At 39.7% G+C, this 25,449-nt stretch carries 18 protein-coding genes; 10 read left to right on the top strand and 8 right to left on the bottom strand.

Annotated features, from left to right (window positions below; translation table 11 throughout):
• Nucleotides 1-100 precede the first annotated feature (100 nt).
• Complete coding sequence (locus tag SOI81_RS00855; RefSeq protein WP_016142777.1) at nt 101-676, bottom strand: DUF805 domain-containing protein; 576 nt, start codon at nt 674-676, stop codon at nt 101-103.
• A gap of 294 nt (nt 677-970) precedes the next feature.
• Between SOI81_RS00855 and acs the strand changes: the two genes are divergently transcribed.
• Nucleotides 971-2,920: an acetate--CoA ligase gene (acs, locus tag SOI81_RS00860; RefSeq protein WP_016142778.1), complete on the top strand. Its 1,950-nt coding sequence runs from the start codon at nt 971-973 to the stop codon at nt 2,918-2,920.
• A 47-nt stretch (nt 2,921-2,967) separates the two neighbouring features.
• Here the strand turns inward: acs and ywoC are convergent, their stop codons facing one another.
• Nucleotides 2,968-3,510 (bottom strand): cysteine hydrolase family protein, encoded by a 543-nt coding sequence (ywoC, locus tag SOI81_RS00865; RefSeq protein WP_320541112.1) that lies wholly within the window; start codon nt 3,508-3,510, stop codon nt 2,968-2,970.
• A gap of 105 nt (nt 3,511-3,615) precedes the next feature.
• Between ywoC and lrpB the strand changes: the two genes are divergently transcribed.
• On the top strand, nt 3,616-4,029 hold the full coding sequence (gene lrpB, locus SOI81_RS00870; protein ID WP_016142780.1) for an Lrp/AsnC family transcriptional regulator: 414 nt from the start codon (nt 3,616-3,618) through the stop codon (nt 4,027-4,029).
• A 94-nt stretch (nt 4,030-4,123) separates the two neighbouring features.
• Here lrpB and sfnG read toward each other — a convergent pair whose 3' ends face one another.
• Both sfnG and msuE read right to left on the bottom strand, forming a co-directional pair.
• Complete coding sequence (gene sfnG / locus SOI81_RS00875) at nt 4,124-5,236, bottom strand: dimethylsulfone monooxygenase SfnG (RefSeq protein ID WP_163118796.1); 1,113 nt, start codon at nt 5,234-5,236, stop codon at nt 4,124-4,126.
• A 44-nt stretch (nt 5,237-5,280) separates the two neighbouring features.
• The gene (gene msuE, locus SOI81_RS00880) at nt 5,281-6,018 is read right to left on the bottom strand and encodes an FMN reductase (protein WP_016142782.1); all 738 of its coding nucleotides are present in this window, start codon (nt 6,016-6,018) and stop codon (nt 5,281-5,283) included.
• Nucleotides 6,019-6,394: 376 nt separating this feature from the next.
• Between msuE and agmR the strand changes: the two genes are divergently transcribed.
• Nucleotides 6,395-7,045 carry a response regulator gene (gene agmR / locus SOI81_RS00885; protein WP_002122041.1) on the top strand — a complete coding sequence of 217 codons (651 nt, stop codon included), beginning with the start codon at nt 6,395-6,397 and terminating at the stop codon, nt 7,043-7,045.
• A 43-nt stretch (nt 7,046-7,088) separates the two neighbouring features.
• Here agmR and SOI81_RS00890 read toward each other — a convergent pair whose 3' ends face one another.
• Together SOI81_RS00890 and luxQ are read right to left on the bottom strand one after the other, a co-directional pair.
• Nucleotides 7,089-7,856 (bottom strand): hypothetical protein, encoded by a 768-nt coding sequence (locus tag SOI81_RS00890; protein ID WP_032054486.1) that lies wholly within the window; start codon nt 7,854-7,856, stop codon nt 7,089-7,091.
• A 388-nt stretch (nt 7,857-8,244) separates the two neighbouring features.
• Complete coding sequence (luxQ, locus tag SOI81_RS00895; protein WP_224992151.1) at nt 8,245-11,742, bottom strand: PAS domain-containing hybrid sensor histidine kinase/response regulator; 3,498 nt, start codon at nt 11,740-11,742, stop codon at nt 8,245-8,247.
• Between the two features lie 182 nt (nt 11,743-11,924).
• Between luxQ and SOI81_RS00900 the strand changes: the two genes are divergently transcribed.
• The 4 genes from SOI81_RS00900 to SOI81_RS00915 all read left to right on the top strand — a co-directional run bounded on the left by SOI81_RS00900 (nt 11,925) and on the right by SOI81_RS00915 (nt 16,969).
• On the top strand, nt 11,925-12,257 hold the full coding sequence (locus SOI81_RS00900) for a DUF485 domain-containing protein (RefSeq protein ID WP_016142785.1): 333 nt from the start codon (nt 11,925-11,927) through the stop codon (nt 12,255-12,257).
• A gap of 1 nt (nt 12,258) precedes the next feature.
• Nucleotides 12,259-13,974, top strand: a complete 1,716-nt coding sequence (locus tag SOI81_RS00905) for a cation acetate symporter (protein ID WP_016142786.1) — start codon at nt 12,259-12,261, stop codon at nt 13,972-13,974.
• A 167-nt stretch (nt 13,975-14,141) separates the two neighbouring features.
• Complete coding sequence (locus SOI81_RS00910; protein WP_224992150.1) at nt 14,142-14,834, top strand: ion channel; 693 nt, start codon at nt 14,142-14,144, stop codon at nt 14,832-14,834.
• A gap of 167 nt (nt 14,835-15,001) precedes the next feature.
• A complete protein-coding gene (locus SOI81_RS00915) occupies nt 15,002-16,969 on the top strand; it encodes a BCCT family transporter (protein ID WP_224992149.1) in 1,968 nt (655 codons plus the stop codon).
• A gap of 62 nt (nt 16,970-17,031) precedes the next feature.
• On the opposite strand, the gene omp33-36 is transcribed toward SOI81_RS00915, so the two are convergent.
• Entirely contained in the window at nt 17,032-17,934 is a 903-nt protein-coding gene (gene omp33-36 / locus SOI81_RS00920) for a porin Omp33-36 (protein WP_320149663.1), read from the bottom strand.
• A gap of 1,010 nt (nt 17,935-18,944) precedes the next feature.
• On the opposite strand from omp33-36, the gene SOI81_RS00925 reads away from it, so the two are divergent.
• Entirely contained in the window at nt 18,945-20,654 is a 1,710-nt protein-coding gene (locus SOI81_RS00925) for a GGDEF domain-containing protein (protein WP_320541113.1), read from the top strand.
• Between the two features lie 32 nt (nt 20,655-20,686).
• Here SOI81_RS00925 and uvrA read toward each other — a convergent pair whose 3' ends face one another.
• The gene (gene uvrA, locus SOI81_RS00930; RefSeq protein ID WP_320541114.1) at nt 20,687-23,521 is read right to left on the bottom strand and encodes an excinuclease ABC subunit UvrA; all 2,835 of its coding nucleotides are present in this window, start codon (nt 23,519-23,521) and stop codon (nt 20,687-20,689) included.
• Nucleotides 23,522-23,817: 296 nt separating this feature from the next.
• On the opposite strand from uvrA, the gene ydhM reads away from it, so the two are divergent.
• Nucleotides 23,818-24,420 carry a TetR/AcrR family transcriptional regulator gene (gene ydhM, locus SOI81_RS00935; protein ID WP_262445823.1) on the top strand — a complete coding sequence of 201 codons (603 nt, stop codon included), beginning with the start codon at nt 23,818-23,820 and terminating at the stop codon, nt 24,418-24,420.
• Between the two features lie 3 nt (nt 24,421-24,423).
• Nucleotides 24,424-25,401, top strand: coding sequence for a zinc-binding dehydrogenase (mecR, locus tag SOI81_RS00940; RefSeq protein WP_224992143.1), 978 nt, complete (start codon nt 24,424-24,426; stop codon nt 25,399-25,401).
• The last annotated feature ends 48 nt before the right edge of the window (nt 25,402-25,449 follow it).

Genomic DNA, 25,449 nt, shown 5'->3' on the forward strand with positions numbered 1-25,449 from the left:
TTTAAAAAATGATGAAAGCGATGATCGGCTTTCATTATAGTAGGAGATAAAATGTGCGCCTACTATAATGAGTTCATCTAAATAATAAAGTGTTTTTTAATTAAAAGTATTCCGTTCCTTTTTGTAAGATTTGTGACGGAGTTTCTATAGTATCGGTACCAGAGAAGTAGTAAAAAAAGCCTGCGGTAGAAATAAGGCTAATTAAAATAGCCAATAAAATAAACCAAGCCATAAGTTTTTCTATAAATGTAGATGGTCGAGCTGGACCATATTCGTTGGGACCCGCTGTACCTGATGCAAGCAGTAAATAAATCATAAAAAAGAACTGAACAACTGGAATGAATAATAGCAAACCCATCCAGCCACTTTTATTTAGATCGTGCAAACGTCGAACAACGAGAACAATATTTAAGTAAATCAGAAATATCCAAAAAGCCCAGACGATCAAGGCACTAACACCAGAAAGAGAGCTATAAAACTCAAAATTAAATAGATTGCTTGAAAGCTGAAAACTTCCAAGAAATGAAGCCAAAATGAAATAGCCCACGAGAGTGACTAAATAAATCAGCCCATAACCACCTAAATAGCTCATGCGATTAAAGCGCCCATGAATTGAAAACGGACTATCTTTTAAAGGGAGTTGCGGTGGGCGTGAAGAGCTAGTTTGGGCAAACATATTATTTTATTCCTGGGTTGCATATGAGAGACAAAATAATCTTTGTTGATGATCAAAACCATCAAATCTTGAAAAAATTATAAAAGTAAAAGCTATAGACAAATGTTTTAAATCAACTTAATTTTATAAAAATGTTCATAATTTCGTATGCTTGAGTAAGTGGTTAATATATGACCAAAGTCGCATTGTCTAGGCTTTGAAACAGTCATCATACTGAAAAGGCATACAAATAAGATCCAGTAAAATAATAGCCACAATCTCGAGATGGGATGCACAAGATCAAGGAAGTTGCGTATGAATGAGATCTATCCAGTACCAGAGGAATTTAAAAAGACAGCTCGTACTGTTGAAGCAGACTACTTTAAACGTTATCAACACTCTATCGAGAACCCAGATGAATTCTGGGCAGAGCAAGCTAAAATTGTCGATTGGATAAAGCCATTTACCCAAGTTAAAAATACGAGTTTTGACAAAGACAATTTCAAAATTGAATGGTTTGCTGATGGTGAGTTGAACGTATCAGCAAACTGCCTAGACAGGCATCTTAAAGAACATCCACATAAACCTGCAATTATTTGGGAAGGTGACCATCCTTCTCGTCATAAAATCGTTTCTTATAAAGAATTACACGACGAAGTCTGCCGCTTTGCTAACGTTTTGAAGAAATATGGCATTGGTAAGGGTGACCGCGTTGTACTGTATATGCCGATGGTCACTGAGGCTGCAATTGCCATGTTAGCCTGTGCCCGTATTGGTGCTGTTCACTGTGTCGTGTTTGGCGGGTTCTCGCCAGACTCTTTAGCAAGTCGGATTGAGGACAGCCAAGCTAAATTGGTGATTACTGCAGACTCAAGTCTACGTGCCGGTAAACTCTTACCACTTAAAGAAAACGTCGATTTGGCTTTAGCATTGCCGGGCACAGAGTGCGTTGAAAATGTAGTTGTGGTTTACCGTAATGCCAACCCGATCGAAATGAAGCCGGGTCGTGATTTGTGGTATCACCTTATTATTATGGAGGTTGATGCAAACTGTCCTCCAGAACCGATGAAGGCAGAAGACCCATTATTCATTCTTTATACATCAGGTTCGACTGGTAAACCTAAAGGTGTCTTGCATACGACTGGTGGTTATTTAGTTTATGTAGCCAGTACCTTTAAAGAAGTCTTCGATTTAAAACAAGATGATGTGTACTGGTGTACAGCCGATGTAGGCTGGATTACAGGCCACAGTTATCTCATTTATGGACCACTAGCAAATGGTACCACGACCTTAATGTTTGAAGGTGTGCCTCAATATCCAACGTGGGCACGTCTTGGTCACGTAGTTGATAAACACAAAGTCTCGATTTTATATACAGCGCCAACCGCAATTCGCGCAATGATGCGAGAAGGTGATTCGTTTGTACGTGAAAGTAACCGTAGCAGCTTACGTTTACTCGGTTCAGTGGGTGAACCTATTAACCCTGAGGCTTGGAACTGGTATTACAACGTAGTTGGCGAGGGCCGCTGCCCGATTGTTGATACATGGTGGCAAACCGAAACAGGCGGTATTTTGATTGCGCCATTACCAGGTGCAACAGCCCTAAAACCGGGTTCTGCAACACGTCCTTTATTTGGAATTCAACCTGCCATTGTCGATGGTGAGGGTAATGAACTAGAAGGTGCGGTTGAAGGTAATCTGGTGATTAAAGATTCATGGCCGGGCCAGATGCGTACCATTTGGGGTGATCCGGACCGCTTTATTGAAGCGTATTTCTCGACCTTTAAAAATACTTATTTTACGGGTGATGGTGCTCGCCGTGATGAAGATGGTTATTACTGGATCACAGGTCGTGTTGACGATGTCTTAAACGTTTCGGGACATCGTTTAGGTACGGCTGAAATTGAAAGTGCTTTGGTATCACATGAAGCCGTGGCCGAAGCTGCGGTAGTAGGGATGCCACATGATATTAAAGGGCAGGGTATTTGTACTTTTGTGACTTTGCAAGCAGGCGTTCCAGAGTCGGAAGAACTACGTAAAGAGTTAATTAGCTGGGTCCGTAAAGTGCTTGGGCCAGTAGCTTCACCTGACGCATTACACTGGGCACCAGCATTACCTAAAACGCGTTCGGGTAAAATTATGCGCCGTATTTTAAGAAAAATTGCAGCGAATGAATTAGATAGTTTAGGTGATACTTCTACCTTGGCTGAACCTGCTGTGGTAGATCAGTTAATCGCCACGGTTTATCCCGATAGACAAAAATAACGTTTTAATAAAAAAGCCCCGATAGGGGCTTTTTTATTGGGCTTTATTTAAGACTTTCCTAAAAAGTCAGCAGTATTTTGTACATTTGCAAATGTACTCAGCGCAGTTAAAAAAGCGGTTTGTACGTCTTCAGCTTTTACAGTTTTTCCGTCATGGCTTAAATCGCGAGTTGCGGTTGCATCTGCAATTAAGATCGGTTGATAGCCAAGTTCTTTGGCTGCACGTGTACCTGAATCAATACACATGTGTGTCATCATGCCTGTAATAACGAGTTGCTCAATTTGATGTGTTTTTAAAAGTTCATTTAAATTGGTTTCTAAAAAACTGTTTGGATAATGCTTTGTCACGATCAATGACTCATCATGAGTACTAAGTTCAGGATGAAGTAAAACACCGTCAGTATTTTCTTGAAAGAAACTCGCTTGTGGTGGGTTAATATGTTGTACATAAATGATGGGCAAGTTTTTCTCGCTAAAATATTGTTCAAGTTGTTTTATTTTTTCTAGCGCTTGCTCTGGCCCAACCAATTCCATTTTGCCATTTTTAAAATAATCATTTTGTACATCGATAACTAATAATGCTTGTTTCATGAGATTACTCTTGTTGATATGAGATACAACAAGATTATTCTCTGCCAGTAAAATCGGCTATAGTCAGATGAAAGCATTACCGCTCGTTTTCTTTCGCCATGAAAAATGAATATTGAATTAGACCCGATTGATCTAAAAATTATTGCATTGCTTAAACAAGATTCCCGCCTTACAAATAAAGAAATTGGGCAACGCGTGCACCGGACAGGGCAAGCGGTGGGTGCTCGAATTGCTCAGTTGATGGATGCTGGGGTCATTAAAAATTACACGATTGCCGTGCAGTATTCCCATAAACAATTTATTCATTTGCATTTAAATGAACAACGCGCATTTGAAGAAATTGAAAATCTGGTCAAGCAATATGAACAAATCGATGAATGTTTTAAAGTCATGGGCAATGCTTGCTATATGATCGTAAGCCATTTTGAACACACAGCATTAAATGAGTTTATAGAGAAACTTTCCAAATGGTGCCGTTACTCAGTTGAAACTGTGATTCGAGAAGTTGAGAAATCTTAAAAAAATAAAGGCTCCAAGCCGAGTCTTGGAGCCAATAAATTCTTTATTTTTAATTTATTGTTTTTATTATCTTGCGCTGTTTTAACTGGGGTTTTTAGGCTGATTTAGCTTGAATTTCTACCTCCTTTTCCTGTTGAAGCTCTAACTGGCGAACGAGTGGTAGAACCTTTTCTCCAAAATATTCCACCTCTTCAATAAAATGTAAGAATCCTGAAAGAATCAAATCAACGCCTACATTTTTAAGGGCCACAATACGCTCTGCAATTTGCTGTGGTGTACCAATTAAATTGGTTTTAAATCCATCGTTATATTGCACTAAATCTTCAAAACTTGATTTTGCCCAGTTACCTTGTTGTTCTGGGGAAGCCGCACCTGCTTCCCGAGTTGCATCGCCAAACGCATTGACTGCTTCAGTGTTGGCTTTATCAATAATTTCGTGAAGTACTGCTTTTGCTTCTTCTTCGGTATCTCTGGCAATAATGAAAGCGTTTACCCCAATTTTGACATGATGATTATTGGCTTTTGCTTTGGTGCGAATGTCTTCAACTTGTTTTTGAATTTCTTCGACAGTATTACCATTAGTAAAATACCAATCAGATACACGAGACGCCATGTCACGTGCAGCACGTGAGCTACCGCCTTGAAAAACTTCAATATAAGGCTTTTGCAGAGGTTTTGGTTTAAGTGTGTAGTTTTGGAACTGATAGTATTTACCATCGAAACTGTAGTTATCTGTGGTCCAGATTCCTTTTAGTGTACGAATGAATTCTTCAGAGCGAACATAACGTTCGTCATGCTCAGGCCACTCTTCTCCAATAGCATCAAACTCACCTCTGAACCAGCCACTCACCACATTAATGGCAATGCGGCCTTCGGTTAGATAATCAATCGTTGCAAGTTGTTTGGCTGCAAGTGCCGGTTTCCAAGGGCCGGGCAGAATCGCCGCAATGACTTTAAGTTTTTCAGTTTTTGCCAGTAATGCATGACTGAAACTTACAGATTCATGTTGGTTTTCTGCCCCGTACCCTGCCGTAAAACGAATTTGGGTGAGCGCATATTCAAAACCATTGTTTTCGGCAGCCTGTGCAAGTCGAACATTGTAGTCATAACTCCAGTCTGTACGCTGTTCGATGTTGCTCACCACAAGGCCACCGCTTACGTTTGGTACCCAATAAGCAAATTTAATTGGTTGTTGTAATTGCGTCATGGTTCGCTCTCCCCATTCGTTCTTTTTATTTAGCTCTGTTGCGCTTAGGCAACATGCGTTAATGATTTGCCAGATTTGTGATGCAAACGAGACTCTGCCGCATCAAGATCTGGTACAGCCGCTGAAGGTAATACTTCTTCTTGTTCAATTTGCTTGTTAATACCAAGCTCTTGATTTGCCTGCTGTGATTTAGGTTTAACCACCTCAGCACGTTTACCTTTTGCCGGTGCCCATTCTAAAATTGGCAATGCACGTGCTACCGCTAAGGTAATACGATCTGATAATTGCTCGCTTTTCACCGTATATTCAGGAGTAAAGTCACGATCGGTCGCATATACACCAATCGGTAAAGTTTGTGCTTGGAAGAAACTAAATAACGGTCGAAGTTGATGCTCGAGTACCAGCGCATGACGATCACTACCGCCTGATGCCGCTAAAAGCACAGGTACATCAACCAATGCAGTTTGTTCAACAAAATCGAAGAAATGTTTGAAAAGACCTGTAAAAGAGGCACGATAAACAGGTGTACCTACAATTAAAGCATCTGCTGCTTCAACTGCTGCAAGATCATCTTGTACGCGCTGTGGAAGTTGGTTGCGATAAAATGCACCTCCTAATAAAGGTCCAATTTCGCTTAATTTAATGAAGTGAACTTTAATATCGATTGCTTCGGATAACTCATCAAGAATGGCTTGAACCAGACTTTCCGTTTTAGATGGGGTATTTAAGCCACCAGAAACGGCAACAATATTTAAAGGTTTTGGTGATGTGATACCAGTCATAATTTGGTTCCTAAGCCTAAAACAAGAGATTAGACTTATTAATCAACAACGACGGTAAACTGTAAAATAACGAAATTGGTCAACCTTATCAGTTTTAAATATAAAAGATAAATAGTGGATTTTTATACTTTATTTTTATATTAACCTATTGTTTTTATTTTATATAATTATAGGTGATATATTTTTTATAATAAAAAGGAAGCTTATATAAAAAACAGATTAATTTTGATTAAAAGTTAAAAAACATCTGAAAATCTTGGCTAAGTTCTACATTTATCAACATTTTGCATAAAAATGGATAAGATGAACGTATCTTTCATCTAAATAGTAGGGTTACAATAGGCCATACTTATGCTCAAGATTACTTTAATCGCTTATGAATATTTTAATCGTTGATGATCATCCTTTGTTTCGTCATGCTTTAATTCAAGCAGTACGTTATAGCCTGCCACAGGCACAAATTCATGAAACAGCCTCGGTTGATGAGTTTTATGAGCGTTTGGAAAATGGGGCAGAACCTGATCTAGTATTACTCGATTTAAATTTACCGGGTGCTTCAGGCTTTTCGGCTCTGGTTTATGTAAGAGCACAGTATCCATCTATTCCGATTATTGTTGTTTCTGCACATGAAGAAACTTCAATCATTCAGCGTGCAATTGCACATGGTGCGATGGGTTATATTCCTAAGTCGGCTCATCCAAGTCATATTGGCGAAGCGATTCGTCAAGTCTTAGAAGGTGATATCTGGTTACCACCTAACTTGCCATCTAATCTTAACCTTGACCCAAGAGCAGCAGATGAAACTGCTTTAGCTGAACGTATTCAATCTCTAACACCTCAGCAATTCCGTGTTTTGATGATGGTTGCGGAAGGTTTGTTAAATAAGCAGATTGCATACGAGCTTGATGTTTCAGAAGCAACGATTAAAGCCCACGTAACGGCTATCTTTAGGAAACTAGGTGTGCAAAACCGTACACAAGCCGTATTGGCCATTAGCGCACTCAATATTGAAGATAAGAAAATCTAAAAAGAAAAAAGACCTCGATTGAGGTCTTTTTTGTAGGTATCACTTAAGCAAGGCAATCTTGCTTAGGTGTTAGGCTGTCGCAGTACAAAGGGTTAAGTGCACATTGCAAATCATCAATTTGTTCTTGAGTCACATAGCCTTTCATTTTTAAATATTCAGCCACGCGGTCATCACGTAAGCTTAGGAAGGCTGCATCATAAACACCTAAATCAACAAACAGAGCAGCTGTTTCTAGGCTATTGAAACGATCCAAGAAAATATCATTGCCATACATCAAGAAGATATGGTCAAGTTTTGCTTTTTCATCAACATGTAGTCGTTCAGCAAGTTGATCGGGGTGCGTTTTAATAAAGAGTAAGTCAGATAATTCATCAAATTGCGTCATATCTAACTGATTCTCTCCGAGTTTGACATGGCCAAGCCAAGCTTTGAAAACCAAAACCGCACCGCCACGGAGTAGCATGCTCCAGATTTGATGACGTGTGTCATGGTCAAGATTTTCACTTTCAGCGCTAAGAACTTTTAAGAAGTTTTCTTCTTGTTGTGCCAATTTATCAAACAAGCCTAGTCCTTGCGGATGATAAGCCGCAGGTGCAAATACATCAAAATTTAGGTCGTGGAATACATTGAGTGCGAGGGGGACAGCAGACTGATAAATTGTATTTAATGCTTTGATATGTGCTTCATTGAGTTTGCTGTGAGGGAAAATACTTTGCCAATCTAGTTCAGGAAGTAAAGCATTGGCACTGTATTGACGATAAAACTGTTGAGACGAAAGTTGGCCTTGTGGGCTGTTATCAGAAATATTCATGGCAATTGTCCTTTGCATTAATTCGTGAGCAGGGGTGCTTTATATAGAAATGGGCTATAAAAAATAGCGGTACATAGAATAAATTGGTTTTGAATATTTATGTGTCATCAAGAATGCAAGTAGAATACGACTAAAGTCGTATATGGTTGTTTTTATCTAATTATAATTTTAAAAAACAGTAAGTTATGAAATTGTAACTAAGTATACAAGTGTTCACTTACAAAAAAGGTGGGCTTTGCCATAGAAAAAGAGCTATTGGAAAGTTTAGCCAATTATTTAATAAGCAAAAGTAGACTTTTTGAGCAGTTCTGCCTATTGGCTTAAATTAGACCTATAATTTTTGCCAAAAATCTCTCCCAAACTTATTAAGGCGTTGGGAGAGAAAAAATTAATCTGTTTCACTGGCAATTTTAAGACCCGATAGCCATGCTCTTAAAGAAGCCGGTTTAAGCGGTTTTTTAAGTAAAACGATATTCAGTTCTTTCAATTGTTGAGGTAACTCTGGATGGGAGTCTGCTGTAATCAGAGCAACCGGAACATCATGTTGACGATTTTGCAAAATAAAATCGACACCGAGTTGGTTGTTATTTAAATGCTGATCGATAAGCCAGACTTGAATATTCTCTTTTTGAATAATCTCAAATGCTTGTTCGGGTTCAGTGGCTTTAAAAACCTCGTAGCCCCATCGACCTAATAAGCTACTCATGCCCTCAAGAATTGTTTCATCATTGTCTAAACATAAAATTCGATAGGCTTTAGTTTTTAAAGGCACTGCTTGTACGGTTGGAGTGGCCACTTTTGGAGCTTCTACCACTGGAACCTCAATCATAAAGCAAGAGCCTTTATCGAGTTGTGAGTAGACATGAACCGGATAATTCAACAAACCAGTCATACGCTGCACAATAGCAAGTCCCAAACCTAAGCCTTGCTCACCCCAAGGTGATAAATGCCCACAGCGTTCGAATTCTTGAAATAGTTTAATACGTTGCTCTTCGGCAATTCCGGGGCCTGTATCCCAGACACCAATTCGAATATGACCAGGTTTTTGAGCAGAACGTAATACACCAACAATCACTCGGCCTTTGGCTGTATAGCGCAAAGCATTACTTACAAAGTTTTGAATAATGCGTCGAATCCACTGTGGATCTGTATCAATCCAGAACGATACATCATGAACTTTTAATGAAATATTTCGCTGTGCAGCAATCGATTTGAACTGGAGTTCAAGATCGCTTAATAAATCGTGTAAAGGATAAGGTTGTCTTTTTGGTTGTATGGTGCCGCCTTCCAAACGTGCAATATCGAGTAGGGCAGAGAGCATACTTTCTGCGCCATACAGAGCACGGTCAAGCTGCTGCAAAGTTTGCCGATCTTCTTCAGTTGCGATGCTTTGTTCAAGAACCGTACTAAAGAGACGGGCAGCATGCATAGGTTGTAATAAGTCATGACTGGCCGCTGCAATAAAGCGACTTTTCGACATATTGGCCATATCGGCTTGTTCGCGTGCAAGCTGTTGCTCGCTTAAGGCATCGGCAAGTTGTTGGGTTCGATCTTTTACGCGTGCTTCAAGTATTGCCTCATTCGCACGGAAAGCAGTAATGTCAGCAAATGTTGTAACGAAGCCTCCACCTGAAATAGGATTACCACGCATTTGAATAACGCGTCCATCTTTACGGATACGTTCAAATTCATGCGCACTTCCGACTTTCATCCAGTGTAAGCGTTTACGAACATGTTCTTCGACTGAACCGGGGCCACATTCGCCGCGTTCAGCGTTATAACGAATCAGATCGGCAATTGGACAACCCACATAGACTAAATCTTTAGGGTAGCCAAACAGTTTTAAATATTGGTTATTCCAAGCCACCAAACACATATTTTTATCGACCACACTTACCCCTTGGGTCATGTGGTCAATCATGGTCATCAGCAGGTTTTGATTAAACCGTTGCCATTGTGAGGCTTGGTCTAAAATATTGGCGACTTGGCCTAATGCCAAACCATTGTTAATCATGGCTGTCGTCAGCAACGTACGTGCAGAAGCAGCCCCGATAATGCCTGCAAGATATTGTTCGGTGAATCGCCACCACATGCCATTGGCAATACTATTTGGATTGAGTGTGAGATGATTTTGCTCACAAAAGTTCTCAAACGCTTGTGTTGTGGGTTGCTCTCCTGTAATTCTTTTAGCAAGGGCGAACAGATCACCTACTTTTAAACGTGCAGCATCGTGTGGTAAATAGGTCAAATCGGTAGACGTATGCGGTGATGGCAAAGGCTTAGTTTCATAATAGAAAAAGCTTTCTGCCTGTATTTGTTCTGCCACACTTGGGCGGTAAAGTTTAGAAATCCAGATATATAAAACAATATTTAAACCAAGTGACCAGATTACGCCGTGTGTAAGCGGAGCAAATGATTCAAAACCAAAAAGTGACTCTGGACGTAACGCATTAATTCCAAAAGGCCCAAAAAGTAAAATACTTTGAGCTGTGTCCTGATAGATCTCTGGCAAGCTACGTAAAATCGTTGGAAACAGTAATGTGTAACTCCACATTAAGAATCCAACAATAAGACCAGCGTAAACACCTTGGCGACTTCCGCCTCGCCAATACAAACCGCCAATGAGAGCAGGTGCAAACTGGGCAACCGCACTAAATGCTAATAAACCGAATACTGAAAGTTGATTAATATCATTAAAGAAATGGAAGAATAAAAAGCCAAGAAGCATTACTGCGACAATACTAATACGACGGCTAAATTTAAGAACTTTCGGTAAGTGTTTATCGTGTCGTGAAAGTAATTTGAACCGCCACAGGGCAGGCATAATCAAGTCGTTACTGAGCATGATAGACAAGGCAACAGATGAAACCAGTAACATGCCGGTGGATGCAGAGAACCCGCCTAAAAAGGCCAATAGGGCTAACCATTCTTGGTTATAACTCAATGGTAATGAGAGTACTGCAACATCGGGCACTGTTAAGAATTTTGGCGCTGCATGTAAAGCCCAGCTTGCAATCGGGATAATAGCTAGAATCGTTAAAATGAGATAAGCCGCAAACCATTTACGTGCACCGCGAATATGCTTCTCATCGCGTAATTCAACAACAGCTACATGGAACTGACGGGGTAAACAGATAATCGCTAGTCCTGCCAATAATGTCTGAATCCAAAAAGTTTCAGGGACCCCAAATAATTGAACTTCCTGAAAGGTTTGGTTTACGTCGGCTGTAACTTGAACTAAGTTCGCGGGTGCTTCAAAAATAAAAAATAAAGCGACACAAATTAGCGCGAATAATTTTACAAAAGATTCAAAAGCGACAGCTAACATGAGGCCGCCATGCTGTTCGGTGTTTGCAATTTGCCTTGTACCAAAAATCATGGCTAAGATTGCAAGGACACTGGTTAAAAGTAAAACGCTATTGGTGGTCGTATGAATATGAGCATTCTGCTCCAATATGACTGATGTACTTAAAGCAATTGCGCGTAACTGGAGAGCAAGGTAGGGAATAATCGCAATGACCGCCAAGATCGTAACCAATGAAGCCAAGACACCGCTTTTGCCATAACGTGCAGCAACAAAGTCAGCAATTGATGAAATCGCGTGATGCTGACGCACTCGGCCTAAGCGTCGCCAAATGTCATAACCAAACCAGACAAATAATAGTGGTCCTAAATAAATCGGTAAGAAAATAACACCTTCTCGGACGGCAGCCCCAGTTGCGCCATAAAAAGTCCAAGATGAACAGTAAACACCTAAGGTTAAGCTGAACAAGAACATGCGGCCACGTGTACTTAGGCGACTGGCATGCTTTTCGCCAAAAAAAGCACAAATGAATAAGAGTGCTATATAAAGAGTGAGTACCCCAATAATCAGCCAGCTGTTCATATGACCTACATGATTAAAACCTTGTGCCTATCATACCCCAAGCAGAAACAAAGCTATAAATTGATTAAATTTTAACGACCAAAGTCTAAGTTACGAATTACACGTAATTTTGCTAATTTGAATAATGAGAAACTACTATTAAAAAAGTGGCCAAGGTTGGGCACAGGGCAAGGAGTTTGGTTATGGATCAAAGCCAAGTAGAAAAGATTCTACACAATCCAAAGTTTCAGAAAATGGTCAAGAAAAAAAGTGCATTAAGCTGGACGCTCACAATCATTATGTTAGTGCTTTATGTGGGCTTTATGCTACTTGTTGGCTACAACAAAGAATTTTTGATGAGTTCATTTAGTGGTGGTGTAACGACATGGGGTATTCCACTAGGCTTAGGAATTATCGTTTTATCTTTCCTACTGTGTGGCGTGTATTCCTATATTGCAAACAATACCCTTGACCAGTTGAGTGAAGAAGCGTTGAAGGAAGTTGAAGCCATCACGCATGAGAAAGGATTACACTAATATGAAATGGAATTCATTAAAAGCGAAAGCCTTATTGGCAGCAGCATCGCTATATTCAACTGTTGCTATGGCAAGCCCGGACTTAGGTGAAGCTGAGCAACAAGCCACTAACTGGCATGCCATCATTATGTTTGTCATCTTTGTTGGTTTCACTTTGTTTATTACCAAGTGGGCGGCAAAACAAACCCAATCAGCACAAGATTTCTATACCGCAGGGGGCGGAATCAGCGGTTTCCAGAACGGATTGGCAATTGCCGGTGACTATATGTCAGCTGCATCTTTCCTCGGTATTTCCGCGATGGTTTTTAGTTCGGGTTTTGATGGCTTACTTTATTCTCTTGGGTTTATGGTAGGTTGGCCAATCGTTTTATTCTTGGTTGCAGAGCGTTTACGTAACCTCGGTAAATACAATCTTTCAGATGTAGTGTCATTCCGTCTTGAAGAAAAACCGGTCCGTACCTTAGCTGCCTTAAGCTCGCTTGTTGTTGTGGCATTTTACTTGATTGCTCAAATGGTAGGCGCGGGCCAGCTCATCAAATTACTATTTGGTTTGAACTACAACATTGCTGTTGTCATCGTTGGTCTATTAATGATGGCATATGTGATCTTTGGTGGCATGTTGGCAACGACATGGGTACAGATCATTAAAGCGGTTATGTTGCTTAGTGGTGCGACTTTCATGGCATTCATGGTGATGAAAGCGGTTGGTTTCAGCTTCAGCAACATGTTCACTCAATCAATTGAAGTATTCAGTAAAGTTCACAGCGTAAGCTTTGAAGAAGCTGCAAAAATTATGGGTCCGGGTAAACTTGCCGCAAACCCGATTGATGCATTGTCTCTTGGCTTAGCACTCATGTTTGGTACAGCGGGTCTTCCACATATTCTTATGCGTTTCTTCACTGTAAAAGACGCAAAAGAAGCGCGTAAATCGGTTGTTGTTGCGACAGGTTTCATTGGTTACTTCTATCTTTTAACTTTCATTATTGGTTTCGGTGCGATCCTTTTCGTATCAAACAACCCACAGTTCCTTGATGTTGCGAAAATGGCAGTATCAGGCAAGCTTGAGCTTGTTGGTGGTAATAACATGGCAGCCGTGCATTTAAGTGACGCTTTAGGAGGTGACTTATTCATGGGCTTCATTTCAGCAGTAGCGTTCGCAACAATTCTTGCTGTTGTTGCTGGCTTAACACTTTCAGGTGCATCTGCAATCTCACACGACTTATACGCTAACGTATTCAAAAAAGGTCAAACGACTCCAGCTTCAGAACTGCGTATGTCAAAAATTGCGACACTTGGTTTAGCAATCTTTGCCATGATTTTGGGTATCTTGTTTGAAAAACAAAACGTCGCTTTCATGGTGGGCTTAGCATTCTCTGTGGCATGTTGTGCGAACTTCCCGATCCTTGTTCTTTCAATGTTCTGGAAAGGTTTAACCACTCGTGGTGCGGTAATTGGTGGTGTAGTTGGTCTTGTAACAGCAGTGGTACTTATTATTCTGTCTAAAGCAGTTTGGGTAGATACCTTAAAAATCTCTGATACACCAATCAACCCGTTCAACGGCCCTGCATTATTTGCGATGCCATTATCATTCCTGTGCTGTTGGTTCTTCTCGGTGACTGATAACTCTGCACGTGCTAAAAAAGAGCGTGCTGCATTCGATGCCCAATATGTTCGTTCAATGACAGGTATCGGTGCTTCTGGTGCGTCAGACCACTAAACTCAATATTGAGTAAATATCTCATTAAAAGCCCTTAGGGGCTTTTTTTGTTTATCTTATATACTGAGATGAAAGAGCTTTTTAATAAAGAACAACTTGTTTATCCTATTTTTTGTACAGTATGATTTTCTATAATTCAAAATATAACGAAAAAGGAAAATAATTAAATGCGCTCTATTATCGAGTTCTGGGCGAGCTTTCGATTGCTACCTTCTGCGTGGCTGTTGCTGGTTCAGTTTGTTTTATTGATCTTAGCTATGCTGACTTTTAACGATGCCTCTTATAGAACTCTCACTTGGGCGTTAGGAGTACTTGCCTTACTCATTATTGCCAAAGTGATTCGCCAAACCCCAATGTTTACTTTTCTGGGTCTAAGCTTTGTCAGTGGAGCGATTATATCTTCGGTCTTTATTTTATTGGGCTATAGCAATTTAGCGATCCAGATATTTGCTCATAGTTGTGAAGCCTTAGCTTATTTTTCAGCAGCGTATGGTTTATTTCGTTATATGTTTGCTGATCGATATTTAACAAGGGATGAATTATTTGCAGCCGCCGCAGTTTTTACTCTGCTTGCTTGGGGCTTTGCATTCCTCTACAACATTTGTCAGTTATTAATTCCAGCTAGCTTCCAAAATCCAAATAATGCTCATCATTTACAGACGTGGTTAGATCTACTCTTCCTGAGTTTTAGCTTACAGTCAGCAACAGGCTTATCTGATTTAATGCCGCTTAGTCCGCCAGCACGTGTTTTAGCGATGCTACAAATGTTTTGCGGCGTGATGTATCTCGCTTTGATTGTTACACGTTTGATTGCTCTACAGTATATTGCTCATCCGCCAAGGAGAAATACCGACAAATAAAGAAGAGGGTGTTTCAATTTGTTTACACCTTTGTAACTGCAATATTATTTAAGTTTATTTAGAGTATTATCGGCTTTCTCTATTGAAAGATTTAACTTTGTTCATTCCGTGAATATCTCTATTGGCTTAGTGCCTGTCACTTTTCATTAAAATAACATGGAGGAGTTATGCCTTCCAAACAACCAGGTTGGTTCGCAAACGTTAATCCTAACGTATTTTTTGGTACGGTCATTATCATTGCCTTATTTTTAGCAGTTGTGGTGATCGCCCCGAGTTCCTTTGAACTTTTAACGCAGCAATTAAAACAATGGATCACCGATTCATTTAGCTGGTTTTATGTTTTATCTGTTGCCTTCTTTCTCATTTTATTGATTTATATCGCCTGCTCATCAATAGGCCGGATTAAGTTAGGGCCTGACCACAGCCAGCCTGAATATAATAATGGGTCTTGGTTCGCCATGCTGTTTACAGCAGGGATGGGAATCGGTCTAATGTTCTTCGGGGTTGCCGAACCCGTCATGCATTATGTTAATCCACCGAGTGGGGACGCCCAGACTATTGATGCAGCTCAGCAAGCACTCAGAGTAACCTTCTTCCACTGGGGCTTACATGCATGGGCAATTTATGCAGTAGTCGGATTGGCATTGGCTTATTTTGCTTATCGACATAATTTACCTTTAAAGACCCGTTCTGCACTCTATCCGCTCATTGGTAAAAAGATTTATGGACCATGGGGCGACAGCATCGATATATTCGCGACCATTGGTACGGTATTTGGTGTAGCGACTTCTCTCGGGTTCGGTGTAACTCAGATTAACTCTGGTTTACATTATTTGTTCGGTGTTGAGCAAAGCACCCATATTCAAGTTTTACTCATTATTTTTGTGAGTATCTTAGCTTCCTTGTCTGTATTCCTAGGTCTTGATAAAGGGGTTAAACGCTTATCAGAGCTAAACTTAGTCTTAGCCTTAATTTTATTAGCATTCGTTTTTATTGCTGGTCCAAGTATCTATTTACTCCAAACCACTATTCAAAACACTGGGCAATATATCTCTAATCTTTTTACCATGACATTCAATTTATATGCTTATCAGCCAAATGGATGGATTGGTGGTTGGACAATTTTGTACTGGGCTTGGTGGATTTCATGGTCACCATTCGTGGGAATGTTTATCGCACGTGTTTCACGTGGTCGTACTATTCGAGAGTTTATTGTGGGAGTTCTGCTCATCCCGACAGGTTTTACGATTATCTGGATGGGCTTTTTAGGAAATGCTGCGTTATTTAGTATTATTCATGAGCATCAAACTACTCTCATTCAGGCTGTTCAGCAAGATTCCTCAGTTGCACTATTTGAGTTTTTAGGTCACTTGCCATGGTCAGGTGTCATGAATATTTTGGCTACTATTTTAGTCGTTTTATTCTTTGTAACTTCTGCTGACTCGGGAGCATTGGTCACCGATTATCTAACAGCAAAAACTGAAAACTCACCTACTTGGCAGCGTTTGTTCTGGACGGTGCTGATGGCTGTACTTGCCATTATCTTATTGCTAGTCGGTGGTTTAGCCGCGTTACAGTCTTCAATTATTATGAGTGCATTGCCGTTTACTGTGGTCATGCTTTTAATGAGTTGGGGATTGATAAAAGCATTGCATCTTGATGTCACCAAAATGACAGCCATTCAGGAAGCACGCATTACTCCACGTGCTATTCATAATCCACGAAGCTGGCAACAGCGTCTCGGATTAATCATGCACTATCCTCATAGTGAAGAAGAAGTAAGAGAATATATTGAAAAGCAAGTAAGTCGTGCGTTTGAAAATATTAAACATGAATTTAGACGCCGTCACTTAGAAGTTTCAATTACTCAACTTGAAGATGGAATGCAACTTCGGGTCGATCACCATCATGAAATTAATTTTATTTATAAAGTTGTTTCACGTGAAACAGTGCCGCCAAGTTTTTTAATTGGACGTACTGAAGCTGAAGATGGGCAATATTTCCAAGCTGAGGTCTTTTTAAGAGAAGGCGGGCAAAACTATGACGTAATGGATTGGACTCAAGAAGATTTAATTCAAGACATTATTGATCAATATGAACGTCATTTATATTTCTTAAATATTGTACGAAGTTAATATTTAGCTGTAAAAAAAGGACTCAAATGAGTCCTTTTTTTTAATTCGATTTCTAATTTAAATTAGAAGCGAACTTTAGCATTTAAGCCGATAGTTTGTGTATCGTAGCTAGACTTTTTAACGTCAGCTTTCATGTACGATGCACCAACTGCTACAGCTGGAGTAATGAAGTAGTTTACGTTACCACCCCAAGCTTGACGGAATTCACCAAGGTCATTGCCTTTGATGTCAGCTACGCCATCGTTACCAATGAAAGATGCGCCAACACTTAACTTAGGAGTTAAGTAAAGGTCAGTTTTTAAACCGTATTGGTTTTCTTGACCGAAAGCACCAGCAGCTTCAAAACCAATTGCCATGTTAGTTCCATCGATCGGACCTACATATTTAGCACGAGCTGTAACAGCATCTTGGTCGTCTTGGATCGCAGCAGTTTGGTTCACAGCAGAGTAGATACCGTTGCTGATGATGCCAAAGTTGTCTAAAGCGAATTGGTTAGCAACGCTTGTATAACCAACAGTCATCAAGAAGTTAGGTAACAACATAGCACCAACTTCTAATGCATAGCGGTCACCGTTGTCATCACGAGAGATAGCGTTTTTACCATCAACATCAGTGTGGTTATAAGTTGCGCTAGCGTATACAGGAAGGTAAGGAGTAGGAACGTAAGCCTCACCTTTAACACCGTATGTACCAACGTGGTAGTTTAAACCGTTGCTTTGGTCATACTGTTGGTAGCTATAACCTAAAGATACGCTAGAAGCTTGGTTCAAGAAAGCTGCTTCAGCTAAAGGACCTTTAGCGGTATCAACATTTTTTAAATAGAATGTACCAGCAACGTCACCAGTGAAGTTTTTATCATTTGCAGTTGTGTCAACGTATTCAGATTGACCTTGAACTTCAAATTGATAAGCATGAGCACCGGTCATGGCTAATAATACAGCAGTGGCTAAACCAAGTTTTTTCATAATCATTTCCAGCATTAACAAGAGATAAAGCTGGGGTCATTGTATTGTAACAATTTATGAAGTCAATAATGTAGGAAAGGTAATGTTAAAGATATTTGACACTTATGTTAAAATTGGTGAAAAACTAATCAAATGAAAAATGAATTGTCAACCTGATAAAAAAATGAACATTTACAATAAGCTAATAATTATATTTCATTATGAATTAAGAAGTAAATATTAAAAAGATATTACAATTACAATTGGAAAAACTGATTATATTGATCGGTTTTAACATTAATAAAAGTATCGCTTTGTTTACAAAGTGAGTAAAAAATAGCCATTTTATTATCTAATTTGTTTTATTTTGAGGAATAGTTAACAATATTTAGATTAGTTTAGCTAAAAAATTTAACTATTCTTAATTATTATATAAGTGAATAAAGTAAAAGAAATCTCTATTTTAAGTCAAAAAAACGATTAAAGTTTTAATTCTGATTAATTTAATCAACTTTACAAAAGTAGAGATAAATCACATAATTCAATGGCAAAGTTCACTGCCTAACGTTTTTAGGATTTAAAGTGCTTGCCCAGATACGATGTGTATACCGCATCAGATTTTACGAGCTCAGCTTTCCCCAAGGTTGAGCTTTTTTTTATCTATAAGAAAATCTAAAAATTCTAATAAAAATTATGTGAAATTTATTTTAAAACATTTGGTCAAAAAGAACCCAGCTTAAAGAAGCTGGGCAATGGATGCTGGGAGAAGCATCCAAGAGGACAAGTGAATATGTTTGATTATCATCACCAAAACAGTTTAATCTGTAAAATGGAGTTTTTTTATAAAAATTATTTGATTTTCCGATTTAGTTTATTAATTAAGCTTACGGCATGTAGGGCTCTTATAATTATTAAGAAGAGTAAAGATCAGTTTATTGATGAAATTTTAGTTATTAAAATGCTAGGATAAATTTAAGCCTAATTTATATCGCATTAAAAATGGCAGGGCATTTACGGAGTATCAGCTAGAAATGGCAGGATTACGTTCAGAACATATTAGTAATCGACTGTTCCTTTTCATGCTGGTTATTATTTTGTCCTTATTATTCATGGCAATACCTCTTATTGTGGGAAGCTATCAGGATTATATAAAAACTAGACAAGCCTTAGCTGAAATAAAAAGTTTAAGAGCAGTAGCAGATATTGCTTATAAAATTTCTAAGGAGCGTGCTCCTGCTAACAAAATGATGTCGAGTACTCCTGAGGATTTATTAAAGAATCAACAAGAATTAAGAAAATTTCGTTTAATTGTCGATGAGCAAATTGATTCAAGTATTCTTATTTTAAAACAAGCGGGTTATGTTTCATTAGCTAATGAGTTGCAAACCAGTTTAAAGGAAAATATTAGACAAGCGAGAGCTGTCGTTGATTATTATGGTGAAACTCCCTATGCAGCAAGGACTTCCGTTCAAATGGATAATGCTATTTTAGGGATGTTTGGCGCATGGGATCATTGTAGGGAAATCCTGCAAAAATTGATGTTGCAGCTAAAAAGTAAAGACAGCCGTATTTCTAATTATTTTACGCTTATTATTGTGCTGACTGATATGCGTGATCAAGCTGGACGCATGGCCTCTAACATTATTGCTCCCGTTAGTTTTAATGAAGAGATTCCAAGTAATAACAGGGCACGTTCTCTACAAACTCAGCATCAAGCTAGATATTTATGGATTTTGGTTGATACTTTGCAGCCTGAACAGGCAAAAACTCCAGAATATCGTCGATTATATTCACAAGTAAAAACGGAATTTATAGACAAAGGTATTCCAATTGTAGAAAAGCTATTGGAAGAGAGCCAAAAGGGCGAGCCGTATTTTCTAAATGGTACACAGTTAACCGAAGCAATCGTAGGTAAATTTACTACGGTCGTTGATTTACAAAGTTATATTCTCAATGAAAGTGTGGTGATTGCAAATCAAGAAAATGCGATTGCTCGAAATGATTTCTTTTTAACTTTATTTATTTCTTTAATTTCTTTGGCTACAGCATTACTTACTCTGATATATGCCCAAAGACGTGTATTTTCCCCTTTAATTAAAGCGAGAACTTTAATTTTAGATTTATCTCATAGTTCTGATCATTGTACAGATGACATGAATGTCACCACAAAAGGTGAATTTTTTTCTTTGTTTGAAGCGATAGATCGATTGCAGCGTATGTTACAACAACGAGATGCTTTTGAGTTTCAATTAAAGAATATCGCGAATACGGACCCCCTCACTGGTGTGTCTAACCGTTTGGCTCTATCTGAATATTTAAAAATTGTTGAAAGTTATCCTCAAAAATTTACCCAGACCTGTTTGATGATTATCGATATAGACCGTTTTAAACAGGTGAATGACCAATATGGACATATTGTGGGTGACCGTGTCATTGTCAGTATTGCTGAGCAATTAAAACAAAATATTCGAAGTTCAGATTTAATTGTACGTTATGGGGGAGATGAATTTTTAATACTGTTAGAGCAGGTGCAATTTGTAGATGCCCGTCTTTTAGCAGAGAAAATTCGAATGGCGATTTCTTTAGAAGAGATTGATTTATCTGGATCAGAAGAAAAATTGCATGTGTCTGTCAGTATTGGTTTTGCGATAGGAGCGATGAGTTGGATTGAGCTTTTAGAAAAGGCTGACAACTCACTCTTAAAAGCTAAAGCCAGAGGGCGAAATGCAGTTGAGGGGTAAAAAAAGCCGGAAATGATTTCCGGCTTTTTATTTTATTGCTTCAACATCGGTTTTAAGAAACGTCCCGTATGGGAAATCTCAACCTCAGCGACTTGTTCAGGTGTGCCTTCGGCAATGATCATACCGCCACCAGAACCACCTTCAGGGCCTAAATCCACAACCCAGTCGGCTGTTTTAATCACATCAAGGTTATGTTCAATCACCACAATGGTATTACCCTTGTTACGTAGCTCATGCAAAATGTCGAGTAACTTGGCAATATCATGGAAATGCAGACCTGTTGTTGGTTCATCCAAGATATATAAAGTTTTACCCGTATCTCGTTTTGCTAATTCACGTGCAAGTTTCACACGTTGCGCTTCACCACCAGAGAGCGTGGTAGCAGCTTGACCTAAACGGATGTAGCCTAAACCTACCTGAGTTAAGGTTTCTAAGCGGCGATGAATCACTGGAATTGCACTAAAGAACTCCGCAGCATCTTCAACAGTCATTTCTAAAACATCAGAAATGTTTTTGCCTTTATAGCCAACTTCAAGTGTTTCACGGTTATAACGTTTGCCATGACACGCGTCGCAAGGTACATACATGTCTGGTAAGAAGTGCATTGCGACTTTAATCATACCGTCGCCTTCACACGCTTCACAGCGTCCGCCTTTTACGTTAAACGAGAAACGGCCTGCACTATAACCACGAGCTTTTGCTTCTGGTGTTTGTGCAAATAATTCACGAATTGGCGTAAATAACCCTGTATAGGTCGCTGGGTTTGAACGTGGTGTGCGTCCAATTGGGCTTTGGTCAATATCGACAACTTTATCTAGATGTTGAAGACCATCAATCGAGTCAAACTTCTCGGCCGTTAATGTCGTTGCACCGTTAAGCTGTGTCGCAGCCAATGGAAGTAATGTGCGGTTAATTAACGTCGATTTACCTGAACCTGAAACCCCGGTTACGCAGGTCATAATGCCAAGCGGAATCGTTAAATCAACATTTTTTAAGTTGTGACCACTTGCCCCAGAGAGTTTGATAAGCTCATCTGGACGTGGGGATTGAGTACGTTTTTTGGGTACTTCAATTTTGAGTTTGCCCGAAAGATATTGACCTGTAAGTGAATCAGCATGTTTAGCCAATTCATCATAAGTCCCTTCAGCAATAATCACACCGCCATGTACACCAGCACCCGGACCGATATCAATAATATGGTCAGCCGCACGGATTGCATCTTCATCGTGTTCCACGACCAATACCGTATTACCTAAATCACGTAAGCGAATTAGCGTTTGTAATAAACGATCATTATCGCGTTGATGTAGACCAATTGATGGTTCATCAAGCACATACATTACGCCCATTAAACCTGCACCAATTTGTGAGGCTAAACGAATACGCTGTGCTTCACCGCCCGATAAGGTTTCGGCAGAGCGAGCTAGACTTAAATAGTTCAGACCCACACTCACTAAGAAGTGTAGACGTTCACGAATCTCTTTAAAGATTTTATCTGCGATTTCGCCTTTAGCACCTTCAAGGTTTAAACCTTGATAGTAGCTTTCAGCATCACCAATCGACATGCGAGTAATATCAGCAATCGTTTTATCTTTCACACGAACGTTGCGTGAAATTTCATTGAGACGTGAACCATCACATGCATCACACGCTGCATTAGAGAGATATTGAGCTAAATCATCACGTACATAGTTACTTTCAGTTTCACGATAACGGCGTTCAAGGTGAGGCAAGATTCCCTCAAACGGTTGTACGCGAGTATGTTTACGGCCACGTTCGTCGATATAGCTTAAATCGACTTTTTCTTTGCCCGTACCTTGTAAGAATTTCTTTTGAGTATCTTTATCTAGCTGGTTCCAAGGCGTATCAAGTTTTAAACCAAAATGATCGGCAACTTTTTGCAGCATCGAATAATAATATGGGCGCTGACGATCCCAACCACGGATAGCACCTTCACTAATTGCAAGATCTGGATTTGGAATGAGCTTTTCAGAACTAAAATGACTGCGTGTACCTAAACCATCACAAACAGGGCAGGCACCGAACGGGTTGTTAAATGAAAACAAACGTGGCTCAAGCTCTGCGACAGCGCGATCACATTCTGGACATGAGTGCTTTGCAGAAAAAACGCGATCAGGATGTTCACCATTCATCCATGATAAAACAGCAATATCTCCACCTAAACGCAGTGCAGTTTCAAATGATTCTGCAATACGGTTCCCTAAGTCTTCACGCACTTTAAAGCGGTCAACTAGAACTTCGATGGTGTGTTTTTTCTTTTTATCGAGTTCTGGTGGCGTATCAATATCAATGATTTCACCATCTACACGAGCACGAACAAAACCTTGACCTTGTAACTGCTCGAACAGGTTACTGTATTCACCTTTACGCTCACGAACGACAGGAGCAAGCAACATGAGTGCTGTGCCTTCCTCAAGGTTTTTTACTGCATCGACCATTTCAGAAACAGTTTGCGCAACCATTGGCAAGTCGTGTTCAGGGCAGTAAGGCGTGCCGACACGTGCGTAAAGTAAACGCAAATAGTCATAAATTTCGGTAATCGTACCGACGGTTGAACGTGGGTTGTGACTGGTAGATTTTTGCTCAATCGCAATCGCTGGTGATAAACCTTCAATCGAGTCGACTTCAGGCTTTTCCATTTGCGATAAAAACTGACGGGCATACGCTGAAAGCGATTCGACGTAACGGCGTTGTCCTTCGGCATACAGGGTATCGAAGGCTAGAGAAGATTTTCCTGAACCTGATAACCCCGTAATTACCACAAATTTGTCGCGTGGAATATCGAGAGACACATTTTTTAAATTATGGGTACGTGCGCCTCGAATACGGATATGACTTTGGCTCATAAAACATCTCAATTATATATTGATGAAAATTTAGGTGTTGTTTGATCAGCCGCAGGGAAGTGTGACTAGTAGTAAACAACAGACCTTATATATGATAACGATTTAAAATTGTTCAAGTGGTACAAAATGATTTAATGCGACAAATTGTGACGGTTAAACGACAATCGACAAAATTTGTTTAAATAAGCAGGTTGTATTTTTAACATTCCTTAGTTCAGATTTCTACTCTAGACAAATTTTAACCAGCAACATAACTTTACTAGACGACTGGTCTAATAGTTGTTTATGATGGGTGCATGAAACGATTAAATAAAAGTGAAACCACGCGACAACATATTTTAGATACCAGCTTTGAGCTGGTACTACATAAAGGTTTTGTTGGTGTCGGTTTGCAAGAGATCTTAAAGGCTTGTGACGTACCTAAGGGTTCGTTTTATCACTACTTTGCTTCGAAAGAGGCATTTGGCTGTGCATTGTTAGAACAATACATGGCTGATTATAAAGTTCGTGTGGAACAACTTTGGCAGCACAGCGAGCGAAGCGCCCATGCCCGATTAATGGCATTGTGGCAGGCGTGGATTGATGACCCGGTAAATGGCAGTTGGGCTGAAAATTGTTTGATTGTGAAGTTGGCAGCTGAAGTGTCCGATTTGTCGGAAGATATGCGCCAGATTCTCAATGAAGGCGTGCACAAATTAACGCAACGTTTAGCTTTACTGCTTAAAGAAGGGCAACAAGAAGGTTCAATTCCAAAACATATTGAGCCTTTAAAAACTGCGCAAGTCATGTACCAGTTATGGTTAGGTGCTGCTTTACTCACAAAATTGTCGCAAGACAAAGCACATCTCCATCTAGCCCTAGAAACTACTCAACAACTCATAAAACCGATAGAGGAATAAAGCATGCGAAGTATTATCCATCGTAATTTTGGCGAACCTGTAGACGTTTTAGAGCAGGCGGATATGCCAAAGCCAGAACCAAAAGCAGGCGAAGTGCGTATTAAAACTATTATGTCTCCAATTCATAATCATGATGTATGGACAGTCCGCGGAAGCTATGGCTATAAGCCGACTTTACCTGCGATTGGCGGTAGTGAAGCGGTTGGTATTGTAGATGCGTTGGGCGAAGGCGTAGAACATATACAGGTAGGTCAACGTATTGCAGTAGCAGCTGTGCATGGCAGTTGGGCTGAGTACTTTATTGCACCTGCTCAAGGACTTATTCCACTTAATAATGAAATTGATGACGAAACAGCAGCACAGCTCATTGGTATGCCAATTAGTGCCCTGATGCTTTTAGATTTTGTTAACGTTCAACCAGGTCAATGGCTCATTCAAAACACGGCGAACGGTGCAGTCGGTAAAACAGTTGCGATGATTGCACAGGCACGTGGTTTATCTGTGATTAATCTGGTTCGTCGTACGGATGCAATTGCAGAAATGCAGGCATTAGGCATTCAACATGTTGTTGCGACCGATCAACCTAACTGGAAAGAACAAGTTAAACAGATTCACGGTGACCAACCTCTGATTGCTGGTGTAGATTCGATTGGTGGAACCGCAAGTGGTGAAATGCTGCACTTACTCAGTGAAAATAGCTTGCTCGTTTCGTTTGGTAGTATGACAGGTGAAACCATGCAGATTTCATCGGGTGATCTAATTTTCAAACAAGCGACAGTAAAAGGATTCTGGGCGAGTGTGGTGAATAAAGAAATGCCAGCTGCTCGTAAAAAAGAACTAATTGTTGAGCTATTAACATTAGCGACTCAGAAAAAATTAATCCTTCCTGTAGAAGGTGTATTTAGTTTTGATGAGATTAAAACTGCCGCTCAAAGCGCAACGCAAGGTGCTCGACAAGGCAAAGTGTTGTTAAAGCCGTAAAACACTAAAAGATCAGTCGAGAGACTGATCTTTTTTCATATCTTTAAA

The sequence above is a fragment of the Acinetobacter pittii genome, from assembly GCF_034067285.1.
Taxonomy (GTDB): domain Bacteria; phylum Pseudomonadota; class Gammaproteobacteria; order Pseudomonadales; family Moraxellaceae; genus Acinetobacter; species Acinetobacter pittii_E.

Bases quoted from the DNA above. Each gene is read 5' to 3' on its own strand.
- SOI81_RS00905 (WP_016142786.1), top strand. From the start codon at position 12,259: ATGAAATGGAATTCATTAAAAGCGAAAGCCTTATTGGCAGCAGCATCG.
- msuE (WP_016142782.1), bottom strand. From the start codon at position 6,018: ATGACTGGTATCACATCACCAAAACCTTTAAATATTGTTGCCGTTTCT.
- lrpB (WP_016142780.1), top strand. From the start codon at position 3,616: ATGAATATTGAATTAGACCCGATTGATCTAAAAATTATTGCATTGCTT.
- omp33-36 (WP_320149663.1), bottom strand. From the start codon at position 17,934: ATGAAAAAACTTGGTTTAGCCACTGCTGTATTATTAGCCATGACCGGT.
- SOI81_RS00915 (WP_224992149.1), top strand. From the start codon at position 15,002: ATGCCTTCCAAACAACCAGGTTGGTTCGCAAACGTTAATCCTAACGTA.
- uvrA (WP_320541114.1), bottom strand. From the start codon at position 23,521: ATGAGCCAAAGTCATATCCGTATTCGAGGCGCACGTACCCATAATTTA.
- ywoC (WP_320541112.1), bottom strand. From the start codon at position 3,510: ATGAAACAAGCATTATTAGTTATCGATGTACAAAATGATTATTTTAAA.
- acs (WP_016142778.1), top strand. From the start codon at position 971: ATGAATGAGATCTATCCAGTACCAGAGGAATTTAAAAAGACAGCTCGT.
- SOI81_RS00855 (WP_016142777.1), bottom strand. From the start codon at position 676: ATGTTTGCCCAAACTAGCTCTTCACGCCCACCGCAACTCCCTTTAAAA.
- SOI81_RS00910 (WP_224992150.1), top strand. From the start codon at position 14,142: ATGCGCTCTATTATCGAGTTCTGGGCGAGCTTTCGATTGCTACCTTCT.
- luxQ (WP_224992151.1), bottom strand. From the start codon at position 11,742: ATGAACAGCTGGCTGATTATTGGGGTACTCACTCTTTATATAGCACTC.
- SOI81_RS00925 (WP_320541113.1), top strand. From the start codon at position 18,945: ATGGCAGGATTACGTTCAGAACATATTAGTAATCGACTGTTCCTTTTC.
- sfnG (WP_163118796.1), bottom strand. From the start codon at position 5,236: ATGACGCAATTACAACAACCAATTAAATTTGCTTATTGGGTACCAAAC.
- SOI81_RS00900 (WP_016142785.1), top strand. From the start codon at position 11,925: ATGGATCAAAGCCAAGTAGAAAAGATTCTACACAATCCAAAGTTTCAG.
- SOI81_RS00890 (WP_032054486.1), bottom strand. From the start codon at position 7,856: ATGAATATTTCTGATAACAGCCCACAAGGCCAACTTTCGTCTCAACAG.
- agmR (WP_002122041.1), top strand. From the start codon at position 6,395: ATGAATATTTTAATCGTTGATGATCATCCTTTGTTTCGTCATGCTTTA.
- ydhM (WP_262445823.1), top strand. From the start codon at position 23,818: ATGAAACGATTAAATAAAAGTGAAACCACGCGACAACATATTTTAGAT.
- mecR (WP_224992143.1), top strand. From the start codon at position 24,424: ATGCGAAGTATTATCCATCGTAATTTTGGCGAACCTGTAGACGTTTTA.